We start from the raw sequence: 26,727 nt of genomic DNA, 5'->3' as shown, positions 1-26,727 counted from the left end.
TTAGGCAAAGGAGTACCACCTATGGAAATCAATAATGAGTTACTTGCGGAATTTTTAAAGAAATATATTGCTGATTCTGATATTGGGGAAAATTTAAGTCATACAACAGCAGAAAAAAGTGCCAAATTCGAAAATACTGACTGTATTGAATGCAATGAGACGATTACAATCACTCGACCCGTAACCCAGCCTTCACCAGGCCTTTTCAGTGAATATCTAATTGATGACGAAAAGGATGGAAGGGAAGGTATAGATGACTCGTTTGCAGTGTCATCTATACCTCCTAAACTATGGTCAGAAGATGTAGCTGAACTTGAAGATAGGCTTATTGCGGAACAGGTGAAGCAGACTTCCGATGTTAAAAGCAACGATAAAAGCAAAAAAACATCAAAGGATGCGAAGGTGCGCTCAAAAGACATCGACTTTATAGTGTATAAGCGTACTTTAGAAAAGCTTGTCCTTAGAAGCTGTGAGCAAAAAGTCTTATCTTATAACAATAGTATGGGTTGTTTTGATGTTTTGAGTGACATTGGCTTACGAACATTGATTCGAAGTGGCTGGCCACCTGAGGTTGAACGACTTCTCACGAAATATAAGGTTGATGACATAGTGGACCGGATAAAGACCGCAGCTGAAATACAAACGTCACCATCCGAGTTTGACTCTTTAAGCGATTTTATTAATTTTGATAATGTGGTGCTTCAAGTATCAAATAATAAAGTTCATAAGCATTCCCCTAAGTTTAAGTTTGCAAGCTATTTAAATGCCAGTTATATAAGCGGTGGTAGTGAAAATAATGCACCTAATTTTTTTCAAATGATAAGTAGAGTTTCAGATAATAACATCGAAAAAATAATGCTAATCCAGGAGATCATGGGGTACATTTTTTCAAACTACTTTAATGCAAAAAAATGGTTTATTTTTGTAGGAAAGCCGAACAGTGGTAAGTCTACTCTGCTTGATCTTATAACTGAGATTGTTGGAAAGAAATACACTAGTGCAGTACCACTTCACAAATTACATGAAAGGTTTGCGGTTGCGAATCTATTTGGTAAAAAGTTAAACGTATCGGGAGAGCTGAACGATAGTGAAATAAAAGATAATAGTATGATAAAGATTTTAACCGGGGGTGGTGATGAAGTAGCCGCGGAGTTTAAAGGTCAGGATTTTTTCTTTTTTACGTGCAAGGCGAAATTGTTGTTTTGCGGAAATGGAGTTCCGCAATTAAGTAGATTAGATAATACAACAGCGTTCTTCGACAGATTAATTTTTGTTTGCTTCAATCATAGTATAAGTGCAGATCAGAGGGACTTAAACCTTAGAGAAAAACTTATCGCTGAAAAAAACTATATTGTTAGCTGGGCCGTCGATGGGTTGAGACGTTTGATAAAAAACAATTTTATATTTACAGAATGCGAGGAATCTAGACTATTCAAGAAACAATTTGTTCAGGAAATGAACAATGTACGTGAATTCATAAATGAGACCTGTTTTATAGATGTTAATAACCCAAATATTAGGGTTCATAAACGCGACATTTTTGCGGCTTATTTGAAGTTTTGCAGGGACAATTGCAAAAGAGCTTTAAGCAGAAAAGAGTTTTTCACCGAGATAACCAATCTTGGGTTTACTGCTTCCAAAAAAACATTTCGAATGAATGGTTCAACCCCATTAGATGGTTATATAGGACTTGAATTAAATAAGGAGTATCAAAAAAATATTTATTAAAAGGTTTAATTATTTGCCTACGTTTTCTACGGCTATAGTAGTTGTCTTGATATGCCTAGTGTTTTATAGAGGCTATAACGTAGATTCAAATGTCTACAGCAGCCAACACCTTTTCTACATCAATTAGGCTTGATAAAAAATCAAGGAGGTAAACATATGCAGCCTATAAATGAATTACTTACTATTGATGAAGCCCGGACGTACCTTCGAGTAGGGAAGAACACGATGTATAGTCTTATTAAGAAACACTCTGATTTCCCGGCTATCCGCTTAGGAAATCAAATACGTATACCATTAAATGCTTTGCTTATATGGACAGAAAATCAATTGAAAATAACAACTAACATTGAATCTATAAGAGTGGAGGAATCAAGGTATGAAGAAAAGCGGTAAATATTTCAACGTCGAGAGGCTTTTCGTTTTAGGAGAATACATTTCATATGACGGTATGTCATTCAAAAGAAACGCAACAAAAGCGGAAAATTATAGCAGTGCGGCCTCAAGATTAGGATATATAGAAGCAAGAAAAAGGTTAAGAGAGATAAGAAAACAAAATAACCTTAAATATAGGATGAAAGAATATAGAATTAAGGAGCGACTACTTTATTCTTGCTAATAATTGTGTTGTTGTTTAGTTTAGGACAGCATAGCATTATTAGCAATAAAAGCATATCGATATTAATTTTGAGTCCGTATTTTAAAGCTTTATGCCTATATATTATATCTCAGTATAGTTATGTGTTGGAGGATGCCATTTGGGTATCCTCCATCTTTAAGAAAGGATGCTGATTATGGCGGGTAGTATTCAAAAGGTCGGGGCCAAGTTTAGAGTTACCTTGGAACTTGGTACTGACAACAACGGGAAAAGAGTTCGTAAGTATTTGACGGCTTCCTCTGAGTCTGAGGCCAAGAAACTCCTTAATGAATTTGAGTACAATCAACAACGAAACTTACTGGTTCAATCGAGCAGTATGTTGCTTTCAGAGTTCTTGAATCATTGGATGGAAAACTATGTGAAGTATAATTGCGAAGAAACCACAGTTTATGGTTACCGTAATATACTTAGACACGTTGATTCTTGCATAGGGCGCATCGAGTTGCAAAAGTTGCAGTCAATGCATATCCAGCAATATTACAAGCATCTCCTGGATGAGAAAGGACTGTCCCCTAATACTGTACACAGGCATCATGCCGTTTTACGTAAGGCAATTGATTTTGCACTTAAGCAGCAATTGGTTTACCGAAATGTTGCTGATGCCGTTTCTCTGCCGCGAAAAAAGAAGTTTACAGGCAAAACGTATACTAGGGAACAGTTAAACATATTGCTAGATAGGGTGAAGGAGACAAAGTTGGAATTGCCAGTATATCTTGCAGGGTATTTAGGCCTGAGAAGGGAAGAAATAACGGGTTTAAAGTGGGGTTGCATAGATTTTGAAGAGCGAATTTTATATGTGCGAGAAGTGAGGACAAGTGCAGGAGACAAGGTTGTAGTCAAAACCCCAAAAACCGAAAAGAGTAGGAGATCACTATACATCGTTGATGAGTTATACGAACTCCTTTTAAAACATAGAGAACATCAAAAAGAGTGTAAGAAACTTCTCGGTGATGAATACGAAGACTCAGGGTATGTATTCGTACGTGATGATGGAAAACCATACCGGGTAAATTCCGTAACGGAACGTTTTAAGGAATTCCTTGAAAAGCAGAACCTGCCTAAAATCCGCCTGCACGATCTGAGGCATACTTTTAGTAGTATTCTCTACGACGAGGGAGTAGATTTAAAAGCGATCTCAGAGGCATTAGGACATTCGGATATAGGTACTACAAATAGAATCTATACCCATTTATTTGATGAAACACATAAAAATACCGTTAGTGCTATGAGCAAAGCCTTAAGAAATATGTAAGTCTCTTCTGCATCTAATCGAGAGAATTGGAGCCTCGCAAGGCTCCTTTAATTTTACTAGTATGCCTCTAGTAATGTTCGCTGTATGTAACGAGCATGCCAAAAAGCATGCTTTTTGGCATGGTTCAAAGTGGTTTGATTTTATGTGCCAAAACATCATTAATTTACTTTTGGCATGTGCCGAGGTAAATATAGATTTTTTGGCACAAATAATCTAGGAGGTAGTATATATGAAGATAGGATACGGACGGGTATCGGCAAGGGATCAAAATCCAGAAAGACAACTTGTGAAGTTTCGGGAGGTGGGGATCGACGAGAGGTATATTTTTGTGGATAAACAAAGTGGCAAGGATTTTAACCGACCACGTTATCAGGCCATGCGTTTGATGATTAGGGAATGCGACTTAGTTTACATCGATGCGCTGGATCGATTGGGACGAGATTATGACGGAATTATAGCTGAGTGGAAATACATTACAAGAGAATTGAAAGCGGATATCGTTTGTTTGGATAACGAAACGTTATTTGATTCCCGGAAGTTTCGGACAATGGGCGACTTCGGAAAGGTAATGGAAGATCAGTTTTTAAGCTTGCTTGCTTATGTTGCTGAGCAGGAGAGGAAAAAGAATCGCCAACGGCAGGCTGAGGGTATCGAGGTTGCGAAGGCAACCGGCATTATATTAGGCCGACCTAGGGTAGAGATTGATGAAGCATTTATTCAGGTTTATAAACAATGGAAATCTGGGGGAATTACAGCCACTAATGCTATGTTCCAGATAGGAATGAAGCATAGAACATTCTATCGACGAGTAAGGGAGTACGAGAAGTTACTATACAATAATTAATACAAGTGGAAGAATTTGTGTGGAGTGCCTTTTATTAAACTATATATTGGTACAAGTTTAATCCTTACATTTCCCCCGAGTGAAATATTGAAATTTAATTTCTGTTTAAGATACACATTTTGGTATAATAATAGATATATATGGCTTATCTTGGAGGATACTATGAATATTAGCTCCCTTCGTATAAAAAATTTTAAGAAGTTCAGTAGTTTTGGTTTAAATTTTCCTGGGGGATTTACTCTTATTATTGGCGAGAATGGGTCAGGCAAGACTTCATTACTCGAAGCTATCTGTGTGGGCTTGGGGGAATTTCTTGCAGGAGTAGATGGAGTCAAACCAAAACGCTCCATTCGCAATGAAGAAGTCAGACTTGAAGTAAGTCGCACTGGACAGGGTAGTATTGAATACCTCCCTCAGTTTTCCATAGAGGTAGATTGCAAAGCGACCCTTGTGACTGCGGTGGAGGGAAATCCTCACGAAGAGTTTCATTGGATACGGTATAAAGAGTCTTTTGATGGCCGCACCCGGAGGCAGGGGGACGATATTTCTCTGATTGCAAGGAAGATTCAGAGAAATCAAGCTAATTCAGAGAACTTGCCGTTGATATCTTACCAATCAGCGGGGAGATTGTTTTCACAAAAGCGGGAAAGATGGGTTAATCCTTTTAAAGAGGAAAAGACATCTCGGTTTGTGGGATATATAGGGTGTCTAGAAGAGGAATCGGATACAAAGCTTATGACTCACTGGTTTCGCCGTATGAAAGGTTTAGAAATGCAGGAGGGAGTTAAGATTGCTGAATATCAAGCAGTCCTATCTGCTGTGGATAGATTTATGACTGAGATGGAAGGTGAACATTGGGGAGGTATCGATTTCGATTTCTTTTTGGAAGAAATAATTATTAGATTGGATGACGAATGGTTACCGATCCGAATGTTGAGTGCTGGTTATCGAGGATTGATAGGAATGGTGACTGATCTTGCTTATCGTAGTTCTGTGCTGAATCCACATTTACTTGAACGAAGTATTACCGAGACAAACGGTATTGTACTCATAGACGAATTAGACCTTCACTTGCATCCAAGGTGGCAATGGCGTGTGATTGATGCATTGCGTGCTACGTTTCCACGTATTCAGTTTATCGCTACTACTCATGCTCCCATATTGATTGCATCTTGTATCCATGGGCATATAGTGAACTTGGGGTCAGATAAGTTGGATAATGCACCATACGGTTGGCGTATAGAGGATGTTCTCCGTGAATGGATGGGTACAGAAGTTCGTGATCCGGAAATTGAGCGTGATATTGATGAGCTAAGGAATTTATTTACCAAAAAGCTTCATCACGAGCTAAACCAGGATGATAAGGATCGGATCAATAATTTAACAATGAAGCTTAATCAGATACTTCCCGAGTCAGATCCAGTAATAACGTTAACTAAGCTAGAATCATTAAAAAGTAACCTATAGGGGAAATATCATGAGGAAAGTGACTAGAGGGGCAGTTCCTGCTGTTCTTACAAGAAATGGAGCACGATGGACTGCAGGGCTTCTTACTATTATTGCTACGAATGGAAGATTTGATAAAGCTGCAAGGAAGTATATAAACCAAAGTCGCTATAACCATCCACATATTAGAACGGCATTGGAAAATATGTACGGTAATTATTGCTGTTACTGCGAGTCTGACTACAGAAAAACTGGATATTCTCGAATTGACCATAGAGAGCCTGCGGCTATATTCCATAACCAAAGTTTTAATTGGCACAATTTGCATCTTAGCTGTGAATTATGTAATGGGGAGAAAGGTGATCAATGGGATGGTACGAATTCAATTCTTGACCCAGTCAACGATGACCCGCAACTGCACCTGCGGCCCAATGTTATATCAGGCGAAATAGAAGCACTTACGGCTAGGGGAACAACCACGATAGATCACACTAAACTCTGCCGTGATTCGATTGTTACGGCTCGAAGACGTATTGCGGATGGCTTTAGGGATTTAATTTTATTAGCGCATCTGCAAAATAATACGGCTTTAAAAAAGAAACTTCTGCAAGATATCAATCAGCAACTCCAACCTGACCCAGTCACCGGGTTGATCGATACAGAATATACGTTATTACTGAAGGAGTTAATCCGCGTTTATGGAGGATATCTTCAATAAAAGTATTGTTTACTGCCAATTTTAATGTTGGAATTTTTGATTGGAATCCAGAACGCAGGGTTGAAAAAGTCAAAAACATGAAATTTGTTGACGTTTCCTCGGCGCATCACAACATCCCAATTAGGGTTACCACAATATAAGATAACATTCACCGTTTTTTTCAAAAACTCCTGTCCAAAATCTGTAGACGAATTGTAGACAAAAGCTTTAAAACAGAAAAATCAATAATAAAATGAATTAATACAAAAAAAACACATTAAACATCACGAACCCTTATAAAATAAGCTTTCTTGGCATTGATTAATTCAATTAAAATCAAAATAAAAAATCGGGGATAACAGTTCAAATCCCCTCGCCTCCATCATGAAAAACCCGACAGCGTGAGGTCGGGTTTTTGCTATGCCTTTTTATCGATGCAATGCTCTCGGATGATCGCAGAGAGTTCTTGAAAGGAATATTTATGATTAACCATATCCACGGTCAGATCTTCGGCAGCTTTTTGGTCCATAACAAAACCGTATCCGTTCAACTGCAGGAAGATTGCAAGAGCAGTAAAAGCAGTTCTCTTGTTAGCATTTTGGAATGGATGATTCTGTCCTAACGATTCAAAAAGAGCGGCGGCTTTTTCGAATAAGGTTGGGTAGACATCTTCGCCAAAGGCCCAAGAGCGGGGACGCAGAATGGCTGATTCCAACAAGCCGCTGTCTTTGACGCCAATGTGTTCTCCAGGACTATATTTTTGGATAACAGCTACATTGATTGCAATAACCTCTTGAACAGACAAATAGCGCAATTCCATTTTAACGGTCCTTAAGGCCTTTTAGAGTAACGTCATATCGTTCCATGACCTGTGAAAGGGTCTCTAAGAAGTCGGGGCCGATACCAGCAGGCATTTCGACTTTATTTGCTTTGCGAATAATGATTTCTCCATCTGATTCTTTTACATCAATATGCACCGTATCGCCAAGTTCAAGACCAATTTGCTTCAATGCTTCGGTCATCGTAATGCCAAGGCTGTTACCGAACTTTGTAACCTTACGCTCCATATGCATCACCTTGCCCATTCTATTCCCTCCTCACTATACTATTCAACTGTTATAACAATTATACATTCAATTTTTAAAATAATAAAGCTTGTTGGTACGGATGCCGCATCAGAGGCCTTGCACCTTTCACATCATAGTCAAAAAAGCTGCAATTATAGTTATCCAAATATTGGGATTGCCATTCCCTGCGCAGATTTGAGAACAGATATCGGCAAGTACCGGATTTACAGACATGGAGAATTAGTCGAGGATGGCACCGATATTGTTACTATTGGGAAGATGATATGGTTGCTTTTCTTCTCGGCTGCAGCTTTACCTTTGAGCATCCTTTAATGAATAACGGGATCTCTATCCGTCATATAAAGCAAAATTGTAATGTGCCTATGTATAAGACCAACATTCCATGTGTGAAAGCCGGAAGATTCGAAGGACCCTCTCGTTGATGTATAATAGACACTATAGATAGTCGAGGATGGCACCTATTCGACTACTGCTAAAACTTTCTACCAATGAACAAAGCGAGGTATTTCCGTTTTGAGTCCCATACTAGTTAAACGTGTATACGATATTGTTGATGTGACGGACGGTAAACGTATTCTGGTTGACAGATTATGGCCAAGAGGGCTGACTAAAAAACAAGCGGCGGTAGATGTATGGTTAAAAGAAATTGCGCCCAGTCATGAATTGAGAAAATGGTTCCATCAGCAGCCAGAGCAGTTCGATGAGTTTAAGCATGCTTACCTGAAGGAATTGCAGCAGGACGTTAATAAAGTGAATGCTTTGAACCAGATTAAAGATTGGGCAGAAACAGAAACGGTGACCCTCGTCTACGCCGCAAAGGATGAACATCGTAATCAATCCATAATCCTGCGGGAATTTATCGAAAATATGTAATTGAGTGCCTGCTTCGTTGAGGACAAGCTATAATTAATGAGCTTGGCCATTCACGCGGCAGGCTCTTTTTTTGCATTATTTAATTCTTGCTTTACAACGTAACAATGTTATGTTACATTGATCGTGTAAAGGAGGCATGCAAGTTGGATGAAGAACTGATCTCCAAAAAAGAACTGTTAGAGCTGACGGGCATCTCATACGGTCAACTATACCGGTGGAAACGCAAAAATCTCGTGCCGGAAGAGTGGTTTATCCGCAAATCGGCCTTTACCGGACAGGAGACGTTTTTTCCTAAAGAGCAGATGCTGGCCAGAATCGATAAAATTGTAAATATGAAAGAGGATTTATCGTTAGATGAATTGGCTGATATGTTTTCCCCTGTGCCGGCGGACCTTTCTATCAATAAAAATGAATTGGTAAAACGCAACATTGTTTCGAAGATTTCCGCAAATTATGTGGAAACTTACTTTGGCGACTCGGATATGTATACTTTTGAACAGACATTGTCCCTTTACATCCTGGATCACTGCCTCCACACAGGCGAGATGAATTTAGATGAAGGAAAATATATGCTTCAGACGTTCATGGACTATTACAAAAAGATCGAAGGAAAGAATTACGATTTGATGATGATCCGCAAGATGGGTGTTGCCGCTTTTTTGCTCGTTTCGACGGGCAGCGAAGTTTATTTTGACAGTGACGTAAAAATCATTCTGCGGGTGAATGTAGCCAAAAGCATCGAAGAACTGAAGATGAAATTAACAGCGGTGTAAAGGAGAGGGGGAGACCGATGGATAAAGAAAGCAGCCGCAATCTGATCTTGTCAGGCATTGGATCTACAAACGGAGGAACATTCCGTACAGCCAAAATTGAGGGAATCGGAAAAGTGGACGGTGATCTCCTTTGTTCGGATTTCATTATTAGTGGTAAGGCGGATGTACATGGAGATATCCAGGCGCAGACTGCAGAGATAAACGGAACAGCTGCTATAGATGGAAACGTGAATGCCCAGCAGCTTCAAATTCATGGAAATATTACCGTAAGAGGGCATTTAATCGGAGAAAATATTCAATTAAACGGAATGGCCTCAGTCCGAGGCAACTGTGAAGCGGAGAGATTCGATGCCAAGGGAAGACTTCAAATGGGTCATTTGAATGCGGGAGCCGTTCGAATTACACTGCATGGGAGCAGCACCATTGCTGAAATCGGCGGGGAGCATATACAAATCCGGAAGCAGCCGGGCATTGATTTTGCCAAATGGTTGAAGGCGCTCCCTCTCCCGTTTGGCAACAGGTTAACAGCCCATATTATCGAAGGCGACAGCGTATACGTGGAATATACGACAGCGGAAGTTGTACGGGGAAATGACGTCGTTATCGGGCCTGGCTGTGAGATAGGTATGGTTGAATACAGGACGAAGTTTGATCAAGACAAAGGGTCAAAAGTGAGGAATCTGGAGCAGATGTAAGACACGGGAGAAGGGAGCCAATATAATGGAGGATTCTACAAAAGGCAAATTGACCAAAGGTAATTTATCGATCACCGGGAGCTCGTCTGCAGCGGGAGGCACTTACGATAAAGTCCATATAGTCGGGGAAGGGACGGTCGACGGCGATGTGGAATGCAGCTGGCTGAAATGCATAGGCACTTTGGATGTAGACGGCAGTATGAAATCCGATCGGCTTCAGGTAATGGGAACTTGTTCATTCTCAAAAGATGTGCAGACGGAGTTTATGAAAGTCTCAGGTACCGTGAGCGTAGGCGGCGACGTGAGATTGAAGGAACTGCGCTGCTCGGGAACTATTGAAACGCAGGGTAATCTGTACGGCGAACATCTGAAGTTGAATGGGCAGCTGAGTACGCTAGGCGACTGTGAAGCTGAAATTTTTACGGCCAAGGCGATATTTGAAATCGGAGGACTGCTGAACGCGGGACAATTGGACATCAAGCTGTACGGGGATTGCCGGGCTAAAGAAATCGGCGGCGAGAAAATAAGGATCAACAGAGGAAGCGTACTCCATTTTTTCAGTTTCTTTTTCAAACCGTCTGCTCGTGCCAGTCTATCCGCTTCTATTATTGAGGGAGATGAAATTTTCCTAGAGCATACGCAAGCTGAAGTGGTCCGGGGCAATCATGTTATCATTGGGCCTGGATGCGATATTGAGCTGGTGGAATATAAAGAATATTTTAAACAATCGAGAAATGCTATCGTACACGACAGCCGTAAGGTATGATTTGTCATGTAGAAAAAGATTAAGGAGAGGAATCACGTAAATGAATACCAAACAAAGTAATTTGAAGCTGGTGTTAGCCGGTCTGCTGCTGGGCATTTTAATGGCGTCGATGGATAATACTATTGTCGCTACCGCTATGGGAACTATAGTCGGGGAGCTTGGAGGACTCGACAAGTTTGTATGGGTCACCTCCGCTTATATGGTGGCTGAAATGGCGGGAATGCCGATTTTTGGCAAGCTGTCGGATATGTTCGGACGTAAAAAGTTTTTTATATTCGGCTTGATTGTGTTTCTATTTGGATCCATTTTGTGCGGTACGGCCCAAAGTATTGTCCAGCTCAGCATTTACCGGGCAATCCAGGGCATCGGCGGAGGGGCGCTTATTCCGATCGCATTCACGATTATGTTTGACACGGTTCCGGTGGAACAGCGGGGTAAATTGGGCGGTTTATTCGGTGCGGTGTTCGGCTTATCGAGTATTTTCGGTCCGCTGCTGGGCGCCTATATTACCGACTATATCAGCTGGCACTGGGTGTTTTATGTGAATATTCCGCTAGGCTTGTTTTCTCTTGTATTTATAGCATTTTTCTATAGGGAATCCCTTGTCCACGCTCAGCAAAAAATTGACTGGTGGGGCGCGGTTACGCTGCTGGGCGCTGTGGTCAGCCTCTTGTTCGCTTTGGAGCTTGGCGGGAATAAATACGACTGGAAATCGGGGGTTATCCTGGGCCTGCTCGCTGCATTTGCTGTTTTGTTCGTCGCTTTTATTATGATTGAGAGAAAAGTGACAGAGCCGATCATCTCGTTTCCCATGTTTAAAAACCGTTTATTTACCACAAGCAACGCACTAGGACTACTGAGCGGTATGGCGTTTATTACGGCGTCCGTGTATATCCCGATTTACATTCAAGGGGTGCTTGGCGGTACGGCAACCAACTCCGGGCTTGTGCTGCTGCCGATGATGTTGGGTTCTGTCGTTTCGGCTACCGGCGGCGGTTTCCTGATGAGCAAATGGAGCTACCGTCAAATCATGGTACTTTTCGCAGTTATTCTCGCGGCGGGCATGGTGCTGCTCACGACATTAAAGCCGGATTCAAGCCGATTGTTGGTTACCCTCTATATGATCGTGACAGGACTTGGCATCGGAGCAACTTTCTCTGTGTTAAGCAATGCGGCCATTCATCATTTTGATCCGTCGCAGCGCGGCTCTGTGAACTCTACCGTTGCCTTTATCCGCTCGCTTGGCATGACGCTTGGCATCACCGTTTTCGGGATCATTCAGCGCAACGAATTTACTTCCAAGCTGAAGGATGTTTTTGCCGGGATGGGAAAAGGGCAGGGACAAATGCCTGACAACCCGGCGTTCAAAGATCCGCGGGTACTGCTGGCGCCTGAAGCGCGTGCACACATTCCTGCATCTGTTTTGGATAAAATAACGGCAGTGCTCTCCTCATCCATCACCCATACGTTTATGTGGGCTCTCATTCCTACAGCCTTAGCCTTTATCGCAGCGGTGATCATGACCAATGAAAGACTGAGTTCATCGGTAGAGCACCAGCAGGCGGCGGTTAGCAAATAAGTGATTTGAATTTGTAAAAAAGTGGCCACCTGGTTTGTAAAAGTCAGGTGGCCCTAAGTATAAAAGCAGACTCAGCACTGATCATGTTTTAACAACATCGAAGTTATCCCCAATCAGCAGCCGAGGCATTAGGGGCCGTCGGCTGCAACGCTTTTATCAGCAAGATACTCAAAAAAACCCCCGGCTTCTAGTAAGTGCCGGGGTTCCTATCATCTAACGATCAGTCTTCTCTTTCGCCAAACGTTCTCCGTTCAGGACGCTCTTGAATGGGGGTAATGTCAACGCCGACCTTATCGGCCAAATCGGGGTATTCGGTGGCAAACCAGCTGTCCCAGCCGCGGTTTTCATCCCGGTCGTTACGCCAGTTATCCAGTTCTTCGGCTACGTCTTCTTTTCCTATCTCCCGCAGCTTGCCGATCACTTCCATCTTCTTTTCCGGTCCTTTATTTGCCATTGTTCACTCACCCTTTCGGTATGATGTCACAGTTATTACTTGGACAAATTCTTCCGCCCGAAAACATGAATGTCGCATTTTGTGATTGATGGCCTGCAGTACAGCATGCGTATCCAATGGCTCTATTGGGTTATATATAGTAAGGGAGAACAATTACGGATATCAAACAGCAGCAAAGTTAATATCAGATTAAGGAGATGGATGTAATGAGGGAAATCATCAAAGAAGGCAATGGTTTTGTAATGAGAGAAAACGGAGAGGCGATCGCCGAAGTCACGTATATGCCTGTTGAAGGAGAGGTGCTGATTCTCGACCACACCTATGTATCGCCGCAGCTGCGGGGTCAAAAGGTGGCTGAGGAATTGGTACGCCGGGTGGTCGAGCACGCAAGGGAAACGCACAAGATGGTCGTACCCTCTTGTTCGTATGCTCATGCACAGTTCAGAAGGCATAAGGAGTATCAGGATGTTTGGCAGCGGGATCAAGAGGAGTAAATATGCCAATAATTAATGGAAATTATACTTTATAGTAAAATGGATTTCAACGGGAAATGAGGGACAGGATATTCGATATTTGGAAATGTCGCCGCTCGGGGATTGTGCTGTTATGGTAAAGCTGGGTGAGCGGGTCGACCTGGAGACACATAAGAAAGTAAGGATTTTGTCGGGGTATTTGGAGAAATATCCTTTCGAAGGCATGGTGGAGTATGCTCCGGCTTTTACCTCAGTCACGGTCTTTTTCGATTCGATGCAATTATTTATGAAAAATAATATCGGGCAAAATACGGACGACATTTCTTACCCTTACGAAATCGCCGTGAAAATGCTCGAGGAAATTATAGAGCGGCTGGATGAATCGGTTGCGGATAAGCCGCGGGTAATTGAAATACCGGTTTGCTACGGCGGCGAATTCGGAGTGGATTTGGATTACGTAGCTTTAATAAACGGGCTGACGGTCGATGAGGCGATCAAAATACATGCTTCCGGCGAATATTTGGTGTATATGGTCGGATTCGCTCCCGGGTTTCCATATTTAGGGGGAATGTCCATGCGTATTGCAGCTCCCCGAAAACAGACCCCCCGATTGGCCATCCCTGCCGGAACGGTAGGCATCGCGGGAGAACAGACGGGGGTGTATCCGATTGAAACGCCGGGCGGCTGGCAGTTGATCGGCAGAACGCCTGTATCGCTGTTTTTGCCCAAGCAGTGGCCTCCATCCCTGATAGAAGCGGGGAATATCGTGCGCTTCTATCCAATTACCCGGAAGGAATATGAGCGGTGGAAGGAGTAGGAGGATGACAATTTCTGTAGAGAAACCAGGCTTGCTTAGCACGATGCAGGATCTGGGAAGGTACGGAGCCCAAAAGTACGGTGTGATTGCAAGCGGCGCAATGGATGCTTTTGCCCATAAATCAGCTAACATTTTGCTCGGAAACCCGGAAACGGAAGCAACTCTTGAGATCACGGTGCTTGGGCCTAGTCTTCAGTTCGACTCCGCCTCGTTGATAGCCATTTGCGGCGCGAACATGTCTCCGACGGTGAACGGCATCCCGGTTCCCATGTGGAGACCGGTGCTTATAAATGAAGGCGAGAGTTTGAAATTCGGCGCTTCCCGCGAAGGATGCCGCTGCTATTTGGCGATAGCCGGAGGGTTCAATGTGCCTCTCGAGATGAACAGCTACTCCACATATTTAAGGGCTGGCATAGGAGGATTAAACGGACGGGCACTCAGGGAAGGGGATCGGCTCTCGGCCAAAACGCCGTCCTCCCTTGGGAAGCGGATCACTGCAAAACTTTTGTCTTTGATCGGACAGGAGACGTTTGCGGCGACTTCCTGGTTTGTGTCTTATGAAATGATGCCGCCATACCGGCCGAATCCTACGGTTAGAGTCATTGAAGGACCCCAGTTCAGCTGGTATGATCAAGAGACTGTGTCTGACTTTCTGTCCAAGGAGTTCAAGGTACAATCTCAGTCCGACCGAATGGGGTACAGGCTTCAAGGGCCTCCGCTTACATTGGTAAAAAGAAGGGAATTGCTGTCCGAGCCGGTTACTTTTGGTACCGTGCAGGTTCCCCCGGACGGCAATCCGATCGTTCTGATGACGGACCGGCAAACAACCGGAGGGTATCCCAAAATCGCTCAAGTCATATCGGCGGATCTGCCCGTTCTGGCCCAGGCTCAAATCGGGAGCAGCGTGCACTTCCAGCTTGTGAGCCTGCGGGACGCCCAGGAGGAGAACCTCATCATGAACCTGGATTTGAATTTCTTGTACAAGAGCGTTCAAATGCGATGTATTTAACGAGGAGGCGCTGCTATGGGATATGTGGATATCAATTGCGACATGGGAGAAAGCTTTGGCACTTATAATCTGGGCAGGGACGCGGAAATATTAGCTTATGTGACCTCGGCCAATATCGCTTGCGGATTCCATGCCGGAGACCCGGCTACAATGAGGAAGACCGTGAGACTTGCGCTTGATAACGGAGTAGGAATCGGCGCACACCCGGGTCTGCAAGATCTGATCGGCTTCGGCCGCAGGGAAATGCAGATTTCGCCCAAAGAAGCCTATGAAATGGTGGTTTACCAGATCGGCTCGCTGTGGGGATTTGTCCGCTCTGAAGGCGGCCGCATGCAGCATGTGAAAGCACATGGGGCCCTTTACAATATGGCGGCCAAAAATTATGCGTTGGCGGAAGCCATTGCGGAAGCGGTATACAAGGTGGATCCCGAATTAATTCTGTTCGGTCTTGCCGGAAGCGAATTGGTGAAAGCCTCTGAGAAGGCCGGTCTTAAAACCGCAAGCGAAGTGTTCTCGGATAGATCCTATCAATCGGACGGCTCGCTGACGTTAAGGCGACAGCCCGATTCGCTGATCACGGAGGATGAGGCTGCGGTGAAACAGGTCATTCGAATGGTCAACGAAGGAAAAGTGCTGTCAAGGCAAAATGCGGATGTTTCCATCAAAGCGGATACCGTCTGTATACATGGTGATGGAGTACATGCGCTGGAGTTTGCCAAAACTATCGTTAAGTCATTGACAGATGCCGGAATCACAGTGCAATCGATCGGAAAAACATTGAACCTATAAATCCGCAAAAGAGTCGGGAGTAAGTGGCATGAATTCTTTGCATTGTCGAATACATAAATAGAAGAGGCCTTTTTGCGAATAATAACATGGGGCCATTATCCGCAAGAGGATGATGGCCCCATTGGTTGAGAAATAATGCCAAAAAAAATGTCACGAAGCTTGGCTTTTATCGTACTCCGTTTTTTACCGATTATCCAAACGAAGGTTTACGAATGAAAGTCCTGCCCTGAACGGACTTCTTTGACATAGCCGGCGCGAATGACAAAGTCGCCAAAATGCTCGCCTTCCTGCCGTTCGTTCGCATAGTGAGTAAGAATTGGCTGCAGTGACTCCAGAATCTCCGCTTCGCCAATGTTTTCCTTATACAGCTTGTTCAGACGGTTTCCGGTAAAACCGCCCCCCAAATACATGTTGTATTTGCCGGGCGCCTTGCCGATAAACGCGAGTTCCGCCAAGGCCGGTCGGGCACATCCATTCGGACAACCTGTCATGCGAATGACGATCTCCTCGTCGCGCAAGCCGGCCTCTGCGAGCATCGGCTCCATCTTGGCCAGCAGCGTGGGAAAATAACGCTCCGACTCGGCCATCGCGAGCCCGCAGGTTGGGAGAGACACGCAGGCCATGGAATTCCTCCGCAATGCGGAAGAATGGATCCCATCGGCGAGTCCGAACGCCTTGACCAGCTCTTCAATCTTTTCCTTATTCCGGCTGCTTACGCTGCCGATGATCAGGTTCTGGTTCGGAGTGAGCCGGAAATCCCCCGTATGCACCTTGGCAATTTCCCTAAGACCCGTCATCAGAAGGTAGTCGTTCTCGTCTTTGATCCGGCCGTTCTGGATAAAGAGGGTCAAATGCCAGTCTTCATTGCTGCTCTTCACCCAGCCATAGCGATCTCCGTTATGGTCAAAATGGTAAGGGCGAGCACTTTCAAGCTTCCACCCCAGGCGATCGGTCAGTTCATTGATGAACCAATCGATGCCGCGGTCGTCGATCGTGTATTTAAAACGTGCATGCTTCCGGACCGTACGGTCGCCGTAATCCCGTTGAATCGTGACCGTCTTCTCCGCCACCTCGATGACCTGCTGCGGTGAGCAGAATCCGATCACTTGGCCCACCTGGGGATATGTCTTCGGATCGCCGTGCGTCATCCCCATTCCGCCGCCTACCGTGACGTTGAAGCCCTGCAGGCGCCCTTCTTCGACAATCGCGATGAAACCCAGATCCTGCGAGAATACGTCTACGTCGTTGGAGGGGGGAACGGCCATACCGATCTTAAACTTTCGCGGCAAATAGACAGGACCGTAGATCGGCTCTTGTTCTATCCCGCTGTCCCTGCTGTCTGCCACCTTCTCGCCGTCAAGCCAGATCTCGTGGTATGCCTGGGTCCGCGGATCAAGGTGATTGCTGACCCTGCAGGCCCACTCGTACACCTCGGAATGAACCTCAGACTGGTACGGATTGGGATTACACATGACATTGCGGTTCACGTCACCGCAAGCGGCCAGCGTGCTTAACAGCGCCTCGTTCACTTCTTGAATTGTCTTCTTCATGTTCCACTTGAGTACTCCATGCAGCTGGAACGACTGACGGGTCGTGAGACGAATCGTTCCGTTGGCATATTTCTGTGCAATACGATCCATCATCAACCATTGCTCCGGCGTGACGACCCCGCCAGCCGCACGCACGCGCAGCATGAACTGATAGGCCGGTTCCAGCTTTTGCTTTTGCCGTTCGTTGCGCAGATCCCTATCGTCCTGCATGTAGCTTCCGTGAAATTTCATCAAGCGATTATCGTCCTCGGGTATCGACCCGGTGATTCTGTCTTCAAGCGTTTCCGCAAGGCTCCCCCGCAGGTAATTGCTTCGGCGTTTGATATCCTCTACATCGCTGTGCGGCGCACTATGTGGTGAAAGTAAATTATTTTCTGACATTGGCCTTTCTCCTCTCGCGATCTTTGGGATTCGGACTCAGTAAACATCCCGCTGATAACGTTTCTGCTGTTGCATACGGGTCAAATATTCGGCGGCTTCCTCCGGGCTGAGACCCCCCTCTTGTTCGAGGATCGTTGCCAGGGCTGCATGGACGTCATGTGCCATCTTCTTCTCGTCGCCGCAGACGTACACCGAGGCTCCTTCTTGCAGCCACTGGTAAACTTCCCGGCTCTTTTCAAGCATCCGGTGCTGCACGTACACTTTCTTATCTGTATCGCGGGAGAACGCGACATCCATCCGGGTCAGCACGCCATCCTTGAGCCAGCGCTGCCACTCAATCTGATAAAGGAAATCTGTTGAGAAATGCTGATCGCCATAGAAAAGCCATGTTTTTCCTTCGGTTCCGCTCTCTTCCCGCTCAGCGAGGAAGGCCCTGAACGGTGCGACGCCCGTGCCGGGTCCAATCATAATGATCGGAGTATCCGGGCTCTCCGGAAGCTTGAAATTCGGGTTGTGTTGAATATAGACCGGCAACGTTGAACCCGGCTCAACGCGTTCCGCCAGATGGACGGAACAGACGCCGTACCGGTTCCGACCGTAGGCCTGGTAACGCACCGCGCGGACGGTGACATGCACCTCATCCGGGGTAGCTTTCGCACTGCTGGAGATCGAGTACAGGCGAGCAGGCATTTTCCTTAGGATAGATACGAATTCGCCCGCAGGTACACCCTTAAGGGAGTAATCCTGCACCAAATCCAACAGATCCCGCTTATTGAGATACTCTCTAAGCTCCTGTTCGCGTCCCGTCTGCAGCAGCTCTTGCAGCCCGTTGCCCGAAGTAAGCTTCGCTGCTTGTTCCAACAAAGGCTTCGTCAATACGGTGATCTCATAATGGCGAAGCAGCGCATCCCGCAGTGGCTGCTTGTCCCCATTCTTGTTGATGGGAACCAGCTCATCCGCTTTCCAGCCCATCGTTTGAATCAATTCGTCGGCTAGGCGAGGGTGGTTCTCCGGATAGATGCCCAAGCTGTCACCCGGTTCATACTGAAGATTGGATCCCTCGAGGGATATTTCGATGTGGCGAGTTTCCCGGTCCGAACCGCGGCCGTTTAAATTCAAATTCTCCAAAACCTCGGCCTGGAAAGGATTCGTCCTGGAGTATTCCGATTCCGTCCCGCTCTCCACCGCCGAGACGGCTCCGCTTGCGATTGCCGGGACCGCCGACGCCTCGCTTAGGGATCTCAACACATGATTCATCCATTCCGCAGCAGGCTCATCAAAATCCACGTCACAGTCGACACGCGGGGTAAGCCGCTTACCGCCCAGCTCTTCCAGGCGCTTGTCGAAATCCTTGCCCGTTTGGCAGTAAAGTTCGTAGGATGTATCTCCCAGCGCGAGCACAGAGAACCGCAGGTCCTCCAATTGAGGCGCTCGCTTGCTATGAAGAAACTCATAGAAAGAAACGGCGTTATCCGGCGGTTCGCCTTCCCCGTGGGTGCTCACAAGTATAAGCAGGTTTTGGACCTTCTTTAAGTTGTTCGGCTTGAAGTCGCTCATTGAGGAGAGCGCTACCTGAAACCCTTGCTCTTCCAGCTTTTTGGTGAGCTTCTTCGCGAGCCCGTTGGAGTTTCCCGTCTGGGATCCGAAAAGCACAGTCACTTCCTTGGAGGCAGTCGGCACGTTCGATGTTGAAGCATTTATCGGAGCTGCGCCTGAATTCCCCGCAGCTGCCGCTCCGTGAGGAGCAGTAAGATACCCGCTCAGCCAAATACGTTGTACCTCCGTTAGCTTAGGCAGAAGGCGATTGAGCAGTTCTACCTGCTCCTGATTAAAAGGGCTGTTTGTTACTTGAAGTTCCAACAATATCCACCTCGCGCTCGCGCAGTATGCAATGATATTAATTTCTAGTATACTAAATGATTTTTACTCTCTTGAAAGTATCACAGCAGACAGCACGGGTCAATTAGAATGGTCTTATTAAATCGATCAGTTAAATTGATAAAGCTATTAAACGCGTATGCCTGCATACCTTTTCTCGAGCGAAGGAGTTGGACCGATGAGCAAAATAAAGGAGTATTGATAATAATAATCATTATTGGCAATGATAAATATCAAACAATGAAAAAGCAGCCTTTGCAGGCTGCCTGTGATGTTAAATCTTAGGTTCGAACGTCTTGCAGTCCGTTTCTTCCGAATTGTTGGCTTGCTTTCCTCGATGACTGACCACGTAGATCGAGGAAGCGTTGCACTTATTCCCTGCTGCCCAATACTTGCACGAGTTGACTTCGCATAACACATCTTGCGCCATTTTTTTAACACCTCCTATCTGATTAGGATAGGCGATGTGTCTGGCATCTATACGTGAGCCAAAAGGAAAGGCAGCGGCCATAAGGCCGGTGCTTTTTTGCCGCGAGAACGTGGGAGATAGCAGGTCATCGGAGGTGATTACCGCCCTGGTGTAAACCTGTAAGGAGAGGATTCCAATAAGCACAATCATGTTCCTTGAACGGTGTTCAACTGAATCGATATTCTGGATAGAATTAATCGGAAACCTGTTAAAAGAACCGGAAAATCAGCCTTCCGCTTTTTCAGATGCTGGCTCCTCAGTTAGCAGGGAACGATTGTTTAGCATATAAGTGACACCCGTCGCGGGCAGAAGCTGAACGCCGCTCTTAGGCAGCAGACGCTCCGGATAGAAGCTGTGCAGAGGAATAAGCACCCCAGGATCAAGGAAATCAACCGCCCATTTCAGATGACGCGCGAGAGCGTGGCCCGTAACCCGGTGGGACCGGAACTCCATGCCGAGCATCTCTACAAACTGCAGAAGACGCTCATAGGACGGATCGTATGAACCGAGCGGCGTTCCGTCCGAATGGATGAACAGGCCGCCCTCCGCATGCAGGTCGAGCAGTTCAAGCAGATTGCGGTAGTCGTTCTGCACCAAATAGCGGACCGGTTCCCGGTTTATTTCTTCCGCAGTGATGCACGTAAACTGCTCAATGACAGCCTCCTGCCAAACGGTCAGCAGGCCGCTTTCGATTTGGCGGCGAAAAGCCGCGGAGGCATAGACGAGTGCATCCTGTCTTTCACCATGCCTGAGAAGCATGTAGGCCGTTTCCGGTTCGACAACGAGAGTGCGGCCGGCTTCCTGCGCCGCCTGTGCCATACTGCCGACACGACCGATGTTGCGGTGGTACAAGTTAAATACCGCGAGTCCGTTTGTTTCGCGCAGGTCGGCGGCAATAAGGGCCGGCAGCGTAAGCTCGGTCGCCATTTCTTCAGGGATTGCAAGATCACCGGTCAATTCCCCCATGGAGCCGTCCGCCGCGGGCTCCCAAAGCATTGTGCCCTCAATGATCAGCGCGTCGATACCCATCTCCTTGGCCGCGGCGAGGCTCGCCTTTGTCAGCTCCGGAGAAAAACCGTGGAAGCGCAGATCGCCGGTATACAGCAGGCTGCCGTCCGGTGTGCGGATGTGAAACCCGGATGCTCCCGGAATATCGTGGTCCATCGGAAGCACGGTGACCTCGATTTCACCAACGCGGACCGTTTCATTCATTTCCACTGACCGGTAATCCCGCATGCCCGGGACGCCTTCGCCGATTTCGGCAAGCGTGGTATAAAGCCGGCGTGACTCAGCCGACATATAGACCGGTATGGAAGGAGCAATGAGTCCGATCATCGACATGTGATCCAGGTGAAGATGGGAAATGAAAACAGCGGTTTCCAGATCGAATTGTTCCGCAGGAACAAGATTCGGATCGCCGGTTAGCTCATCCTTCGAATAGAGACCGTCAATCGCAGGCAAAATGCCGAGTTTGACGTAGTCGCGTACAAGCGATTGCTCACGCAAACGAACTTCTTTGTCCGCAGCCGGCGATCCGCCGAGGAACGCTGTCCCGAAGTCGAACACAATGCGGGAGCTCCCGTGCTCGATCGTAACGACGGTTCCGCCGATCGTTCGAAGGCCGGCCCAGAAACGGATTTGGGTTTGATTTGTCATCGCAGCGCAATCCCCCTTTTTAAGTAAGTGAAAAGAAAGAGGCAGGGCCAGAGGGGCTGCCTTCCGGCCGCCTCCTGTATGGCCATGCCCTTTTGTTATCTACATTTATTTTTGAGTCTTACCTTTCTCCAGAGCCGCATTCGACGCTTTTTCCGCGTCAGCCAGACCCTGCTCGACGGACTTTTGGTTGTGGAACACAGCATCGACTTCTTTCATGATTTCGTTCTTCATCGTTGTGGTTCCTGCTACACGAGGGTAGAAGAAGCCAGCGTCAAGCTGTTTTGCCGCAACGCCCTGCTTAGGGTTTTTCGCGACAAAGTCTTTATATTCCGGGCTGTCATTCGCGGATGTGCGAACCGGCAGGTATCCTGTCTTCATAGCCCAATATGCGGTGTTGTCTTTGTTGATGAGGAACTTGATATATTCCCAAGCGGCCAGCTTTTGTTCGTCAGTTACACCGCCGGAGAAGACGGAAACGTTAGTGCCTTGAATGACCGCTGCGGCTTTTTTGTCTTTCGGCAGCACAGCAACGTCCCAATCAAATTTGCCTCCGACCGCTTTGTCGACGAAAGTCAAGCCTGCGGAGGAACCGATGTACATCGCAACGTCGCCTCTGCCGAACGGATCCGACATGAACTTGTCTTCTCCGGCCGTGCGTCCCGTGCCATCCTTGATAAATCCGGAGAGGAAGTCGAGCGCCTTTTTGCCTTCAGGGGAATTGAATTTTGCTTTCAGGTTTTTCTCGTCGACGAATTCGCCGCCTGCCTGCATTACAAAGCTCTGCAGATCCATACCGATGGAGTTTTCAAAGCCCATGCCGATCGTCTTGCCCTGCGTCAGCTTCTTGGCAGCGTCTTTCAATTCATCCCAGGTTGCAGGGACTTTCAGTCCGGCTTTCTCAAGAAGCGTTTTGTTGTAGAACAGGACATTCGTGCTCTTGTTGAAAGGCAGGCTGTAATATTTGCCGTCCCATTGATTGTCATCCCGGAAAACCTTGGAGATGTCGTTCAAATCTTCTTTGGCCATGCCATATTTGCTGTCGTTGATGTAAGGCGTCATGTCCACGACCAGCTCGTTGTTGATAAAGTCCGTGTTCCAGTCCTCATAAGTTTGCGCGAGTGTAGGAGATTTGCCGGCTTTCGCGGCGGCAGTCAGCTTTTGCTGAAGATCGGGGTAATTGCCTTGCGCGACCAGTTTGACCTTGATGTTGGGATTTTTCTGTGTAAAATCGTCCGTAATCTTCTTCAGCGCCGCTTCCTGGGCGCCCGTCATCGCGTGCCAAAACTCGATCTCGACCTGTTTTCCTTCAATACTGGTTGTAATTCCTTTCTGTGCAGGCGCGGAACCGCCCTGAGCGGATGGCTTGGGACTGCACGCAGCAGCTGAAAGTACAACCGTACCCGTCAAAGCTAACGCTAACCATTTTTTCATTGTAAGATTCCCTCCAAAAGTATAAGAACTTTGATTTATATGCAACCCGTAAAAGGAAACGGGTACGCCTATCCTTTCAAACCGCCGCGCGATATGCCTTCAATCAGATAGCGCTCGAACAGGAAGTAGAGCAGCAGCATTGGCAGCACGATCATTGCCGAAGCTGCCATAAGCAGCTCGTAATCGGTACCCGCCTCGGTGGTAAACGTCGTCAGGCCGACGGGCAGTGTGCGCATTTCCTTCGCGTTGGTCACAATAAGCGGCCATAGAAACGCGTTCCAGCTGCCAATCGCCTTGAATAAAGCAATCGTGACCAAGGCTGGCTTGGCGAGCGGAACCATGATGTGCCATAAGTATTTGAAATCGCCGCTCCCGTCGATGCGCGCCGCGTAATACAGCTGGTCAGGGATGCTTAAAAAATACTGTCTCAGCAGAAAAATCGCGAACATGCTTGCGAGCCACGGAACGATAAGCGCTTCATAGCGGTCGATCCATCCGAGCTGTGACAGCGTCACGTAATTCGGTATGAGAAGAACCTCTCCCGGAACCATCATAGTGCCCAGCAGGATCGTAAACAGCATATCGCGTCCGTAAAAACGAAGCCGGGAAAAAGCGAAAGCGGCCAGAATCGTCGTAATAATTTCTCCGGCTGTCGTTGCGACGGTAACGATGACGCTGTTCAACAAATATTGCGAGAATGACGCCATCTGCCAAGCCTTCACGTAGTTGGACCAGTTGGGCATGGAAGGAATCCATTTCGGCGGCATGATCATGACCTCGGATGGCGACTTCAGCGATGTCGAGATCATCCACACAAATGGCAGTACCATCACAATGCCGCCGGCGGCGAGGAGCGCGTATAGTACCCATGAGATCCATTTATTCGTCATGAAGTGTGCTCCTCTCTTAATAGTGGACTCGTTTACGCCCGATCCAGAGCTGGATCAGAGTAAATACGAACGTGACGAAGAACAGAGCGTAGGCTGCTGCCGCTGCGATACCGTACTGATATTCCCCGTTGAATTTTTGATAAATGTAATAAACGATCGTCAGAGCGCTTTGGGCCGGACCCGGCCGTGCACCGAACAGCGAATAGATCTCGTCGAAGATTTTGAATGAAGCGATCATCGAGATAATGGTTATAAAGAACGTAGTCGGCGACAGCAGCGGCACCGTGATATGCCAGAAGCGGCGCCATTTGGGCGCACCGTCGATGCGGGCCGCGTGAATGTACTGCTGGTTAATATTTTGCAGTCCCGCAAGGAACAGCACCACGTTATAGCCAAGGCCCTTCCATACGCTTAACAGGATCAGAGAGGGCATCGCCCAATTGGGATCGTTCAGCCAGTTCACCGGTGAAATGCCGGCAGCGCTGAGAAAATAGTTCATCAAACCGTAATCGTGATGGAAGATCCATCGCCATACGATCGAAACGGCCACCATAGAAGACACGAAAGGCAGGAAGTAGAGCGTCCGGAAGAACGTTTTTCCTTTTCCGATAGCGTTCAGCATAAGGGCAACCACGAGAGAGATCGCGATCGTCAGCGGAACAGCGCCAAGCACAAAAATAAACGTGTTTTTCATCGCGCGCCAAAAATCCGGATCGTGCATGATGAACACATAGTTGTCAATGCCCCGTGCCTTCACGATATTTTTGTAATAGTTGTACTTGGTGTAAAAGCTGACATCGAACGACTTGAGAATCGGATAAATGTGAAAAACGGCCAAAACCGCGAATGCGGGCAGCAGATAAAGAAAAGCCTTCAACGTGCCGGACCATGTCGGTTTCTGGTTCACTTGCCCTCTTCCTCCCTGCCTGCTCCGACTGGCAATCGGATGCCGCTGTCAGCGTCGAACAGATGGAGCCTGGAGGAGCGAAAAGCGATACCAACGGCTTCGCCCTGCTGAATTTCCGTGTCGCTCGGGAGAATCATGCGAATGGTGTGATCTCCCGATTTGACGCGGACCCAGCAGTCTTTTCCGGCCAGCTCAATGTACGTGACCTCACCAGTCAGTACGGGGCTGTCTGCATCGGCGAGTGAGCAGTCCTCCGGCCTGACGCCAACCAGAACATGCTGCCCGTCCCGAAGCTCCGTGTCCCCGGCGGGCAAGCTGACCGGCATCAGAGTACCGCTCACTTGAATCGAGCTGCTGGCGTTATCGTAGACACCGGATAGCAAATTCATCTTCGGCATCCCGATGAACTCCGAAACGAACCGGTTGGCCGGCGCGCGGTAAATGTCATACGGGGCCGCATACTGCTGTAGCTTGCCTTGATCCATGAGCAGGATGCGGTCGGCGATGCTCATCGCCTCCTCCTGATCATGGGTAACGAACACGGTGGTGATGCCCACTTCGCGCTGAATGCGGCGGATTTCTTCGCGCATCTCCAGACGAAGACGGGCGTCCAGGTTGGAAAGAGGCTCGTCGAGCAGGAGCAGCTTAGGCTCCTTGACGAGAGCGCGGGCAATGGCGACGCGCTGCTGCTGTCCGCCGGACAGTTGCCCCGGCTTGCGGTCCATCAGGTGGCCGATTTGCACGAGGTCCGCCATTTTGCGAGCCCGGTCCAACGCTTCGCGTTTGGGCATTTTTTTCATTTTGAGGGGGAATAGAATGTTCTGCTGAACCGTCATATGCGGATATAACGCGTAATTTTGGAAAACCATTCCGATTTCACGGTTCTCCGGTTCTACACGGTTGACATTGCTTCCATCGAACAAAATTTCTCCGCCAGTCGGTTTATATAATCCAGCGAGCATAAAAAGCGTTGTGCTCTTGCCGCAGCCGCTCGGTCCGAGCAAAGCGACCAAATCCCCGCTTTCCATGACAGCGTTCAGCTTGTCTACTGCGACTGCGCCTGGAAATTGCATCGTTATGTCCTTTAACTCGATACGCAGGTGAGATCCCCCTTTCTATATAAATACGAGATGCGATAAACCGGCAAACAGGTTACATTGTACCACAGGTTTATTTTCACATTGTTAAGCTGGTATTAAGGAGGAGTAAAGCGGGCCTCCAGATTGTGGAAGTGGAGTCGAGTGGGAGCAACGCGTTAATAATGGAATAATTTGTAGAAAAACTGTAAATGTGGGCGAAAATTAGAGGAGAGACGAGTTGAACGGGCAAAATGGGAGAATAAAGAAATATCTGAATATTTACACAATTTTAACAATGGGCTATACTCAAAGTGTACCAAATAACCCAGGGATTTCACCTCACAAGTTTAGACGGATATTATTCAGTATTAGGCCATTGCAGGTGTTAAACCAGTGCTTGCCGCAGGCAATGCCGTTCACCTGAAAGTGAATTAAAGCCTAAACTGATTAATATAAACAGTTTAACCTGAAAGGGGATAGTCCAATGAATTAGGTAAGCGAAGCATGTTTTATTGCAGGTTACAAATTCGGGGAAAAGCAGGTGACAG

General features: G+C 46.9%; 27 protein-coding genes and 1 pseudogene. 17 read left to right on the top strand and 11 right to left on the bottom strand.

Annotated elements, in window-relative coordinates; all coding sequences use genetic code 11:
• Nucleotides 1-21: 21 nt before the first annotated feature.
• From ACZ5N7_RS13225 to ACZ5N7_RS13195, 7 genes are all read left to right on the top strand, one after another.
• Nucleotides 22-1,728 (top strand): DNA primase family protein, encoded by a 1,707-nt coding sequence (locus tag ACZ5N7_RS13225; protein ID WP_464654777.1) that lies wholly within the window; start codon nucleotides 22-24, stop codon nucleotides 1,726-1,728.
• Nucleotides 1,729-1,884: 156 nt separating this feature from the next.
• Entirely contained in the window at nucleotides 1,885-2,121 is a 237-nt protein-coding gene (locus tag ACZ5N7_RS13220; RefSeq protein ID WP_464654776.1) for a helix-turn-helix domain-containing protein, read from the top strand.
• Complete coding sequence (locus ACZ5N7_RS13215; protein WP_464654774.1) at nucleotides 2,105-2,344, top strand: hypothetical protein; 240 nt, start codon at nucleotides 2,105-2,107, stop codon at nucleotides 2,342-2,344. The genes ACZ5N7_RS13220 and ACZ5N7_RS13215 overlap by 17 nt, the downstream gene beginning before the upstream one ends.
• 175 nt (nucleotides 2,345-2,519) lie before the next feature.
• Nucleotides 2,520-3,635, top strand: coding sequence for a site-specific integrase (locus tag ACZ5N7_RS13210; protein WP_464654773.1), 1,116 nt, complete (start codon nucleotides 2,520-2,522; stop codon nucleotides 3,633-3,635).
• 229 nt (nucleotides 3,636-3,864) lie between these two features.
• Nucleotides 3,865-4,479 (top strand): recombinase family protein, encoded by a 615-nt coding sequence (locus ACZ5N7_RS13205; RefSeq protein WP_464654771.1) that lies wholly within the window; start codon nucleotides 3,865-3,867, stop codon nucleotides 4,477-4,479.
• A 162-nt stretch (nucleotides 4,480-4,641) separates the two neighbouring features.
• Complete coding sequence (locus tag ACZ5N7_RS13200; RefSeq protein ID WP_464654769.1) at nucleotides 4,642-5,946, top strand: AAA family ATPase; 1,305 nt, start codon at nucleotides 4,642-4,644, stop codon at nucleotides 5,944-5,946.
• Nucleotides 5,947-5,956: 10 nt separating this feature from the next.
• Nucleotides 5,957-6,643: an HNH endonuclease family protein gene (locus ACZ5N7_RS13195; protein WP_464654767.1), complete on the top strand. Its 687-nt coding sequence runs from the start codon at nucleotides 5,957-5,959 to the stop codon at nucleotides 6,641-6,643.
• A gap of 397 nt (nucleotides 6,644-7,040) precedes the next feature.
• Here ACZ5N7_RS13195 and ACZ5N7_RS13190 read toward each other — a convergent pair whose 3' ends face one another.
• Nucleotides 7,041-7,442 (bottom strand): type II toxin-antitoxin system death-on-curing family toxin, encoded by a 402-nt coding sequence (locus ACZ5N7_RS13190; RefSeq protein WP_464654766.1) that lies wholly within the window; start codon nucleotides 7,440-7,442, stop codon nucleotides 7,041-7,043.
• 1 nt (nucleotide 7,443) lies between these two features.
• On the bottom strand, nucleotides 7,444-7,707 hold the full coding sequence (locus ACZ5N7_RS13185) for an AbrB/MazE/SpoVT family DNA-binding domain-containing protein (protein WP_464654765.1): 264 nt from the start codon (nucleotides 7,705-7,707) through the stop codon (nucleotides 7,444-7,446).
• A 165-nt stretch (nucleotides 7,708-7,872) separates the two neighbouring features.
• Here ACZ5N7_RS13185 and ACZ5N7_RS13180 point away from each other — a divergent pair.
• The 6 genes and pseudogenes from ACZ5N7_RS13180 to ACZ5N7_RS13155 all read left to right on the top strand — a co-directional run.
• Nucleotides 7,873-8,123 (top strand): annotated as a pseudogene (locus ACZ5N7_RS13180) (D-glutamate cyclase family protein); the annotation flags it as partial.
• A 100-nt stretch (nucleotides 8,124-8,223) separates the two neighbouring features.
• The gene (locus ACZ5N7_RS13175; RefSeq protein ID WP_464654764.1) at nucleotides 8,224-8,583 is read left to right on the top strand and encodes a DUF488 domain-containing protein; all 360 of its coding nucleotides are present in this window, start codon (nucleotides 8,224-8,226) and stop codon (nucleotides 8,581-8,583) included.
• Nucleotides 8,584-8,726: 143 nt separating this feature from the next.
• Nucleotides 8,727-9,356, top strand: a complete 630-nt coding sequence (locus ACZ5N7_RS13170) for a YhbD family protein (protein WP_464654763.1) — start codon at nucleotides 8,727-8,729, stop codon at nucleotides 9,354-9,356.
• Between the two features lie 17 nt (nucleotides 9,357-9,373).
• Complete coding sequence (locus tag ACZ5N7_RS13165) at nucleotides 9,374-10,051, top strand: bactofilin family protein (RefSeq protein ID WP_464654762.1); 678 nt, start codon at nucleotides 9,374-9,376, stop codon at nucleotides 10,049-10,051.
• A gap of 25 nt (nucleotides 10,052-10,076) precedes the next feature.
• Nucleotides 10,077-10,817, top strand: coding sequence for a hypothetical protein (locus ACZ5N7_RS13160; protein WP_464654761.1), 741 nt, complete (start codon nucleotides 10,077-10,079; stop codon nucleotides 10,815-10,817).
• Between the two features lie 40 nt (nucleotides 10,818-10,857).
• Nucleotides 10,858-12,396, top strand: a complete 1,539-nt coding sequence (locus ACZ5N7_RS13155; protein ID WP_464654760.1) for an MDR family MFS transporter — start codon at nucleotides 10,858-10,860, stop codon at nucleotides 12,394-12,396.
• Between the two features lie 220 nt (nucleotides 12,397-12,616).
• Here the strand turns inward: ACZ5N7_RS13155 and ACZ5N7_RS13150 are convergent, their stop codons facing one another.
• Nucleotides 12,617-12,850: a hypothetical protein gene (locus tag ACZ5N7_RS13150; protein WP_464654759.1), complete on the bottom strand. Its 234-nt coding sequence runs from the start codon at nucleotides 12,848-12,850 to the stop codon at nucleotides 12,617-12,619.
• A gap of 206 nt (nucleotides 12,851-13,056) precedes the next feature.
• Between ACZ5N7_RS13150 and ACZ5N7_RS13145 the strand changes: the two genes are divergently transcribed.
• The 4 genes from ACZ5N7_RS13145 to ACZ5N7_RS13130 all read left to right on the top strand — a co-directional run bounded on the left by ACZ5N7_RS13145 (nucleotide 13,057) and on the right by ACZ5N7_RS13130 (nucleotide 15,938).
• A complete protein-coding gene (locus ACZ5N7_RS13145) occupies nucleotides 13,057-13,344 on the top strand; it encodes a GNAT family N-acetyltransferase (RefSeq protein ID WP_464654758.1) in 288 nt (95 codons plus the stop codon).
• A gap of 85 nt (nucleotides 13,345-13,429) precedes the next feature.
• The gene (gene pxpB / locus ACZ5N7_RS13140; RefSeq protein ID WP_464659269.1) at nucleotides 13,430-14,140 is read left to right on the top strand and encodes a 5-oxoprolinase subunit PxpB; all 711 of its coding nucleotides are present in this window, start codon (nucleotides 13,430-13,432) and stop codon (nucleotides 14,138-14,140) included.
• A 4-nt stretch (nucleotides 14,141-14,144) separates the two neighbouring features.
• Nucleotides 14,145-15,149 carry a 5-oxoprolinase subunit C family protein gene (locus ACZ5N7_RS13135; RefSeq protein WP_464654757.1) on the top strand — a complete coding sequence of 335 codons (1,005 nt, stop codon included), beginning with the start codon at nucleotides 14,145-14,147 and terminating at the stop codon, nucleotides 15,147-15,149.
• A 15-nt stretch (nucleotides 15,150-15,164) separates the two neighbouring features.
• On the top strand, nucleotides 15,165-15,938 hold the full coding sequence (locus ACZ5N7_RS13130; RefSeq protein WP_464654756.1) for a LamB/YcsF family protein: 774 nt from the start codon (nucleotides 15,165-15,167) through the stop codon (nucleotides 15,936-15,938).
• Between the two features lie 206 nt (nucleotides 15,939-16,144).
• Here ACZ5N7_RS13130 and cysI read toward each other — a convergent pair whose 3' ends face one another.
• From cysI to ACZ5N7_RS13090, 8 genes are all read right to left on the bottom strand, one after another.
• A complete protein-coding gene (gene cysI / locus ACZ5N7_RS13125; protein WP_464654755.1) occupies nucleotides 16,145-17,869 on the bottom strand; it encodes an assimilatory sulfite reductase (NADPH) hemoprotein subunit in 1,725 nt (574 codons plus the stop codon).
• A gap of 36 nt (nucleotides 17,870-17,905) precedes the next feature.
• On the bottom strand, nucleotides 17,906-19,729 hold the full coding sequence (locus ACZ5N7_RS13120; protein ID WP_464654754.1) for an assimilatory sulfite reductase (NADPH) flavoprotein subunit: 1,824 nt from the start codon (nucleotides 19,727-19,729) through the stop codon (nucleotides 17,906-17,908).
• Nucleotides 19,730-20,021: 292 nt separating this feature from the next.
• The gene (locus ACZ5N7_RS13115) at nucleotides 20,022-20,177 is read right to left on the bottom strand and encodes a DUF1540 domain-containing protein (RefSeq protein ID WP_464654753.1); all 156 of its coding nucleotides are present in this window, start codon (nucleotides 20,175-20,177) and stop codon (nucleotides 20,022-20,024) included.
• A gap of 264 nt (nucleotides 20,178-20,441) precedes the next feature.
• Nucleotides 20,442-21,872, bottom strand: a complete 1,431-nt coding sequence (locus tag ACZ5N7_RS13110) for an MBL fold metallo-hydrolase (RefSeq protein ID WP_464654752.1) — start codon at nucleotides 21,870-21,872, stop codon at nucleotides 20,442-20,444.
• A gap of 105 nt (nucleotides 21,873-21,977) precedes the next feature.
• Nucleotides 21,978-23,303, bottom strand: coding sequence for an ABC transporter substrate-binding protein (locus tag ACZ5N7_RS13105; RefSeq protein ID WP_464654751.1), 1,326 nt, complete (start codon nucleotides 23,301-23,303; stop codon nucleotides 21,978-21,980).
• Nucleotides 23,304-23,371: 68 nt separating this feature from the next.
• The gene (locus tag ACZ5N7_RS13100; protein WP_464654750.1) at nucleotides 23,372-24,193 is read right to left on the bottom strand and encodes a carbohydrate ABC transporter permease; all 822 of its coding nucleotides are present in this window, start codon (nucleotides 24,191-24,193) and stop codon (nucleotides 23,372-23,374) included.
• A 16-nt stretch (nucleotides 24,194-24,209) separates the two neighbouring features.
• Nucleotides 24,210-25,100, bottom strand: a complete 891-nt coding sequence (locus ACZ5N7_RS13095) for a carbohydrate ABC transporter permease (RefSeq protein WP_464654749.1) — start codon at nucleotides 25,098-25,100, stop codon at nucleotides 24,210-24,212.
• Nucleotides 25,097-26,173 carry an ABC transporter ATP-binding protein gene (locus ACZ5N7_RS13090; protein ID WP_464654747.1) on the bottom strand — a complete coding sequence of 359 codons (1,077 nt, stop codon included), beginning with the start codon at nucleotides 26,171-26,173 and terminating at the stop codon, nucleotides 25,097-25,099. The genes ACZ5N7_RS13095 and ACZ5N7_RS13090 overlap by 4 nt, the downstream gene beginning before the upstream one ends.
• Nucleotides 26,174-26,727: the final 554 nt, after the last annotated feature.

This window comes from Paenibacillus sp. JCM 18996, from assembly GCF_055392555.1.
Note: the sequence above shows the minus strand (reverse complement) of the source record. Positions and strands in the feature narration are given on the sequence as shown.

Excerpts from the sequence above, each read along its gene's own strand:
- ACZ5N7_RS13225 (WP_464654777.1), top strand. The coding sequence starts at position 22 with ATGGAAATCAATAATGAGTTACTTGCGGAATTTTTAAAGAAATATATT.
- ACZ5N7_RS13220 (WP_464654776.1), top strand. The coding sequence starts at position 1,885 with ATGCAGCCTATAAATGAATTACTTACTATTGATGAAGCCCGGACGTAC.
- ACZ5N7_RS13215 (WP_464654774.1), top strand. The coding sequence starts at position 2,105 with ATGAAGAAAAGCGGTAAATATTTCAACGTCGAGAGGCTTTTCGTTTTA.
- ACZ5N7_RS13210 (WP_464654773.1), top strand. The coding sequence starts at position 2,520 with ATGGCGGGTAGTATTCAAAAGGTCGGGGCCAAGTTTAGAGTTACCTTG.
- ACZ5N7_RS13205 (WP_464654771.1), top strand. The coding sequence starts at position 3,865 with ATGAAGATAGGATACGGACGGGTATCGGCAAGGGATCAAAATCCAGAA.
- ACZ5N7_RS13200 (WP_464654769.1), top strand. The coding sequence starts at position 4,642 with ATGAATATTAGCTCCCTTCGTATAAAAAATTTTAAGAAGTTCAGTAGT.
- ACZ5N7_RS13195 (WP_464654767.1), top strand. The coding sequence starts at position 5,957 with ATGAGGAAAGTGACTAGAGGGGCAGTTCCTGCTGTTCTTACAAGAAAT.
- ACZ5N7_RS13190 (WP_464654766.1), bottom strand. The coding sequence starts at position 7,442 with ATGGAATTGCGCTATTTGTCTGTTCAAGAGGTTATTGCAATCAATGTA.
- ACZ5N7_RS13185 (WP_464654765.1), bottom strand. The coding sequence starts at position 7,707 with ATGGGCAAGGTGATGCATATGGAGCGTAAGGTTACAAAGTTCGGTAAC.
- ACZ5N7_RS13165 (WP_464654762.1), top strand. The coding sequence starts at position 9,374 with ATGGATAAAGAAAGCAGCCGCAATCTGATCTTGTCAGGCATTGGATCT.
- ACZ5N7_RS13160 (WP_464654761.1), top strand. The coding sequence starts at position 10,077 with ATGGAGGATTCTACAAAAGGCAAATTGACCAAAGGTAATTTATCGATC.
- ACZ5N7_RS13155 (WP_464654760.1), top strand. The coding sequence starts at position 10,858 with ATGAATACCAAACAAAGTAATTTGAAGCTGGTGTTAGCCGGTCTGCTG.
- ACZ5N7_RS13150 (WP_464654759.1), bottom strand. The coding sequence starts at position 12,850 with ATGGCAAATAAAGGACCGGAAAAGAAGATGGAAGTGATCGGCAAGCTG.
- ACZ5N7_RS13145 (WP_464654758.1), top strand. The coding sequence starts at position 13,057 with ATGAGGGAAATCATCAAAGAAGGCAATGGTTTTGTAATGAGAGAAAAC.
- pxpB (WP_464659269.1), top strand. The coding sequence starts at position 13,430 with ATGTCGCCGCTCGGGGATTGTGCTGTTATGGTAAAGCTGGGTGAGCGG.
- ACZ5N7_RS13135 (WP_464654757.1), top strand. The coding sequence starts at position 14,145 with ATGACAATTTCTGTAGAGAAACCAGGCTTGCTTAGCACGATGCAGGAT.
- ACZ5N7_RS13130 (WP_464654756.1), top strand. The coding sequence starts at position 15,165 with ATGGGATATGTGGATATCAATTGCGACATGGGAGAAAGCTTTGGCACT.
- cysI (WP_464654755.1), bottom strand. The coding sequence starts at position 17,869 with ATGTCAGAAAATAATTTACTTTCACCACATAGTGCGCCGCACAGCGAT.
- ACZ5N7_RS13115 (WP_464654753.1), bottom strand. The coding sequence starts at position 20,177 with ATGGCGCAAGATGTGTTATGCGAAGTCAACTCGTGCAAGTATTGGGCA.
- ACZ5N7_RS13110 (WP_464654752.1), bottom strand. The coding sequence starts at position 21,872 with ATGACAAATCAAACCCAAATCCGTTTCTGGGCCGGCCTTCGAACGATC.
- ACZ5N7_RS13105 (WP_464654751.1), bottom strand. The coding sequence starts at position 23,303 with ATGAAAAAATGGTTAGCGTTAGCTTTGACGGGTACGGTTGTACTTTCA.
- ACZ5N7_RS13100 (WP_464654750.1), bottom strand. The coding sequence starts at position 24,193 with ATGACGAATAAATGGATCTCATGGGTACTATACGCGCTCCTCGCCGCC.
- ACZ5N7_RS13090 (WP_464654747.1), bottom strand. The coding sequence starts at position 26,173 with ATGCAATTTCCAGGCGCAGTCGCAGTAGACAAGCTGAACGCTGTCATG.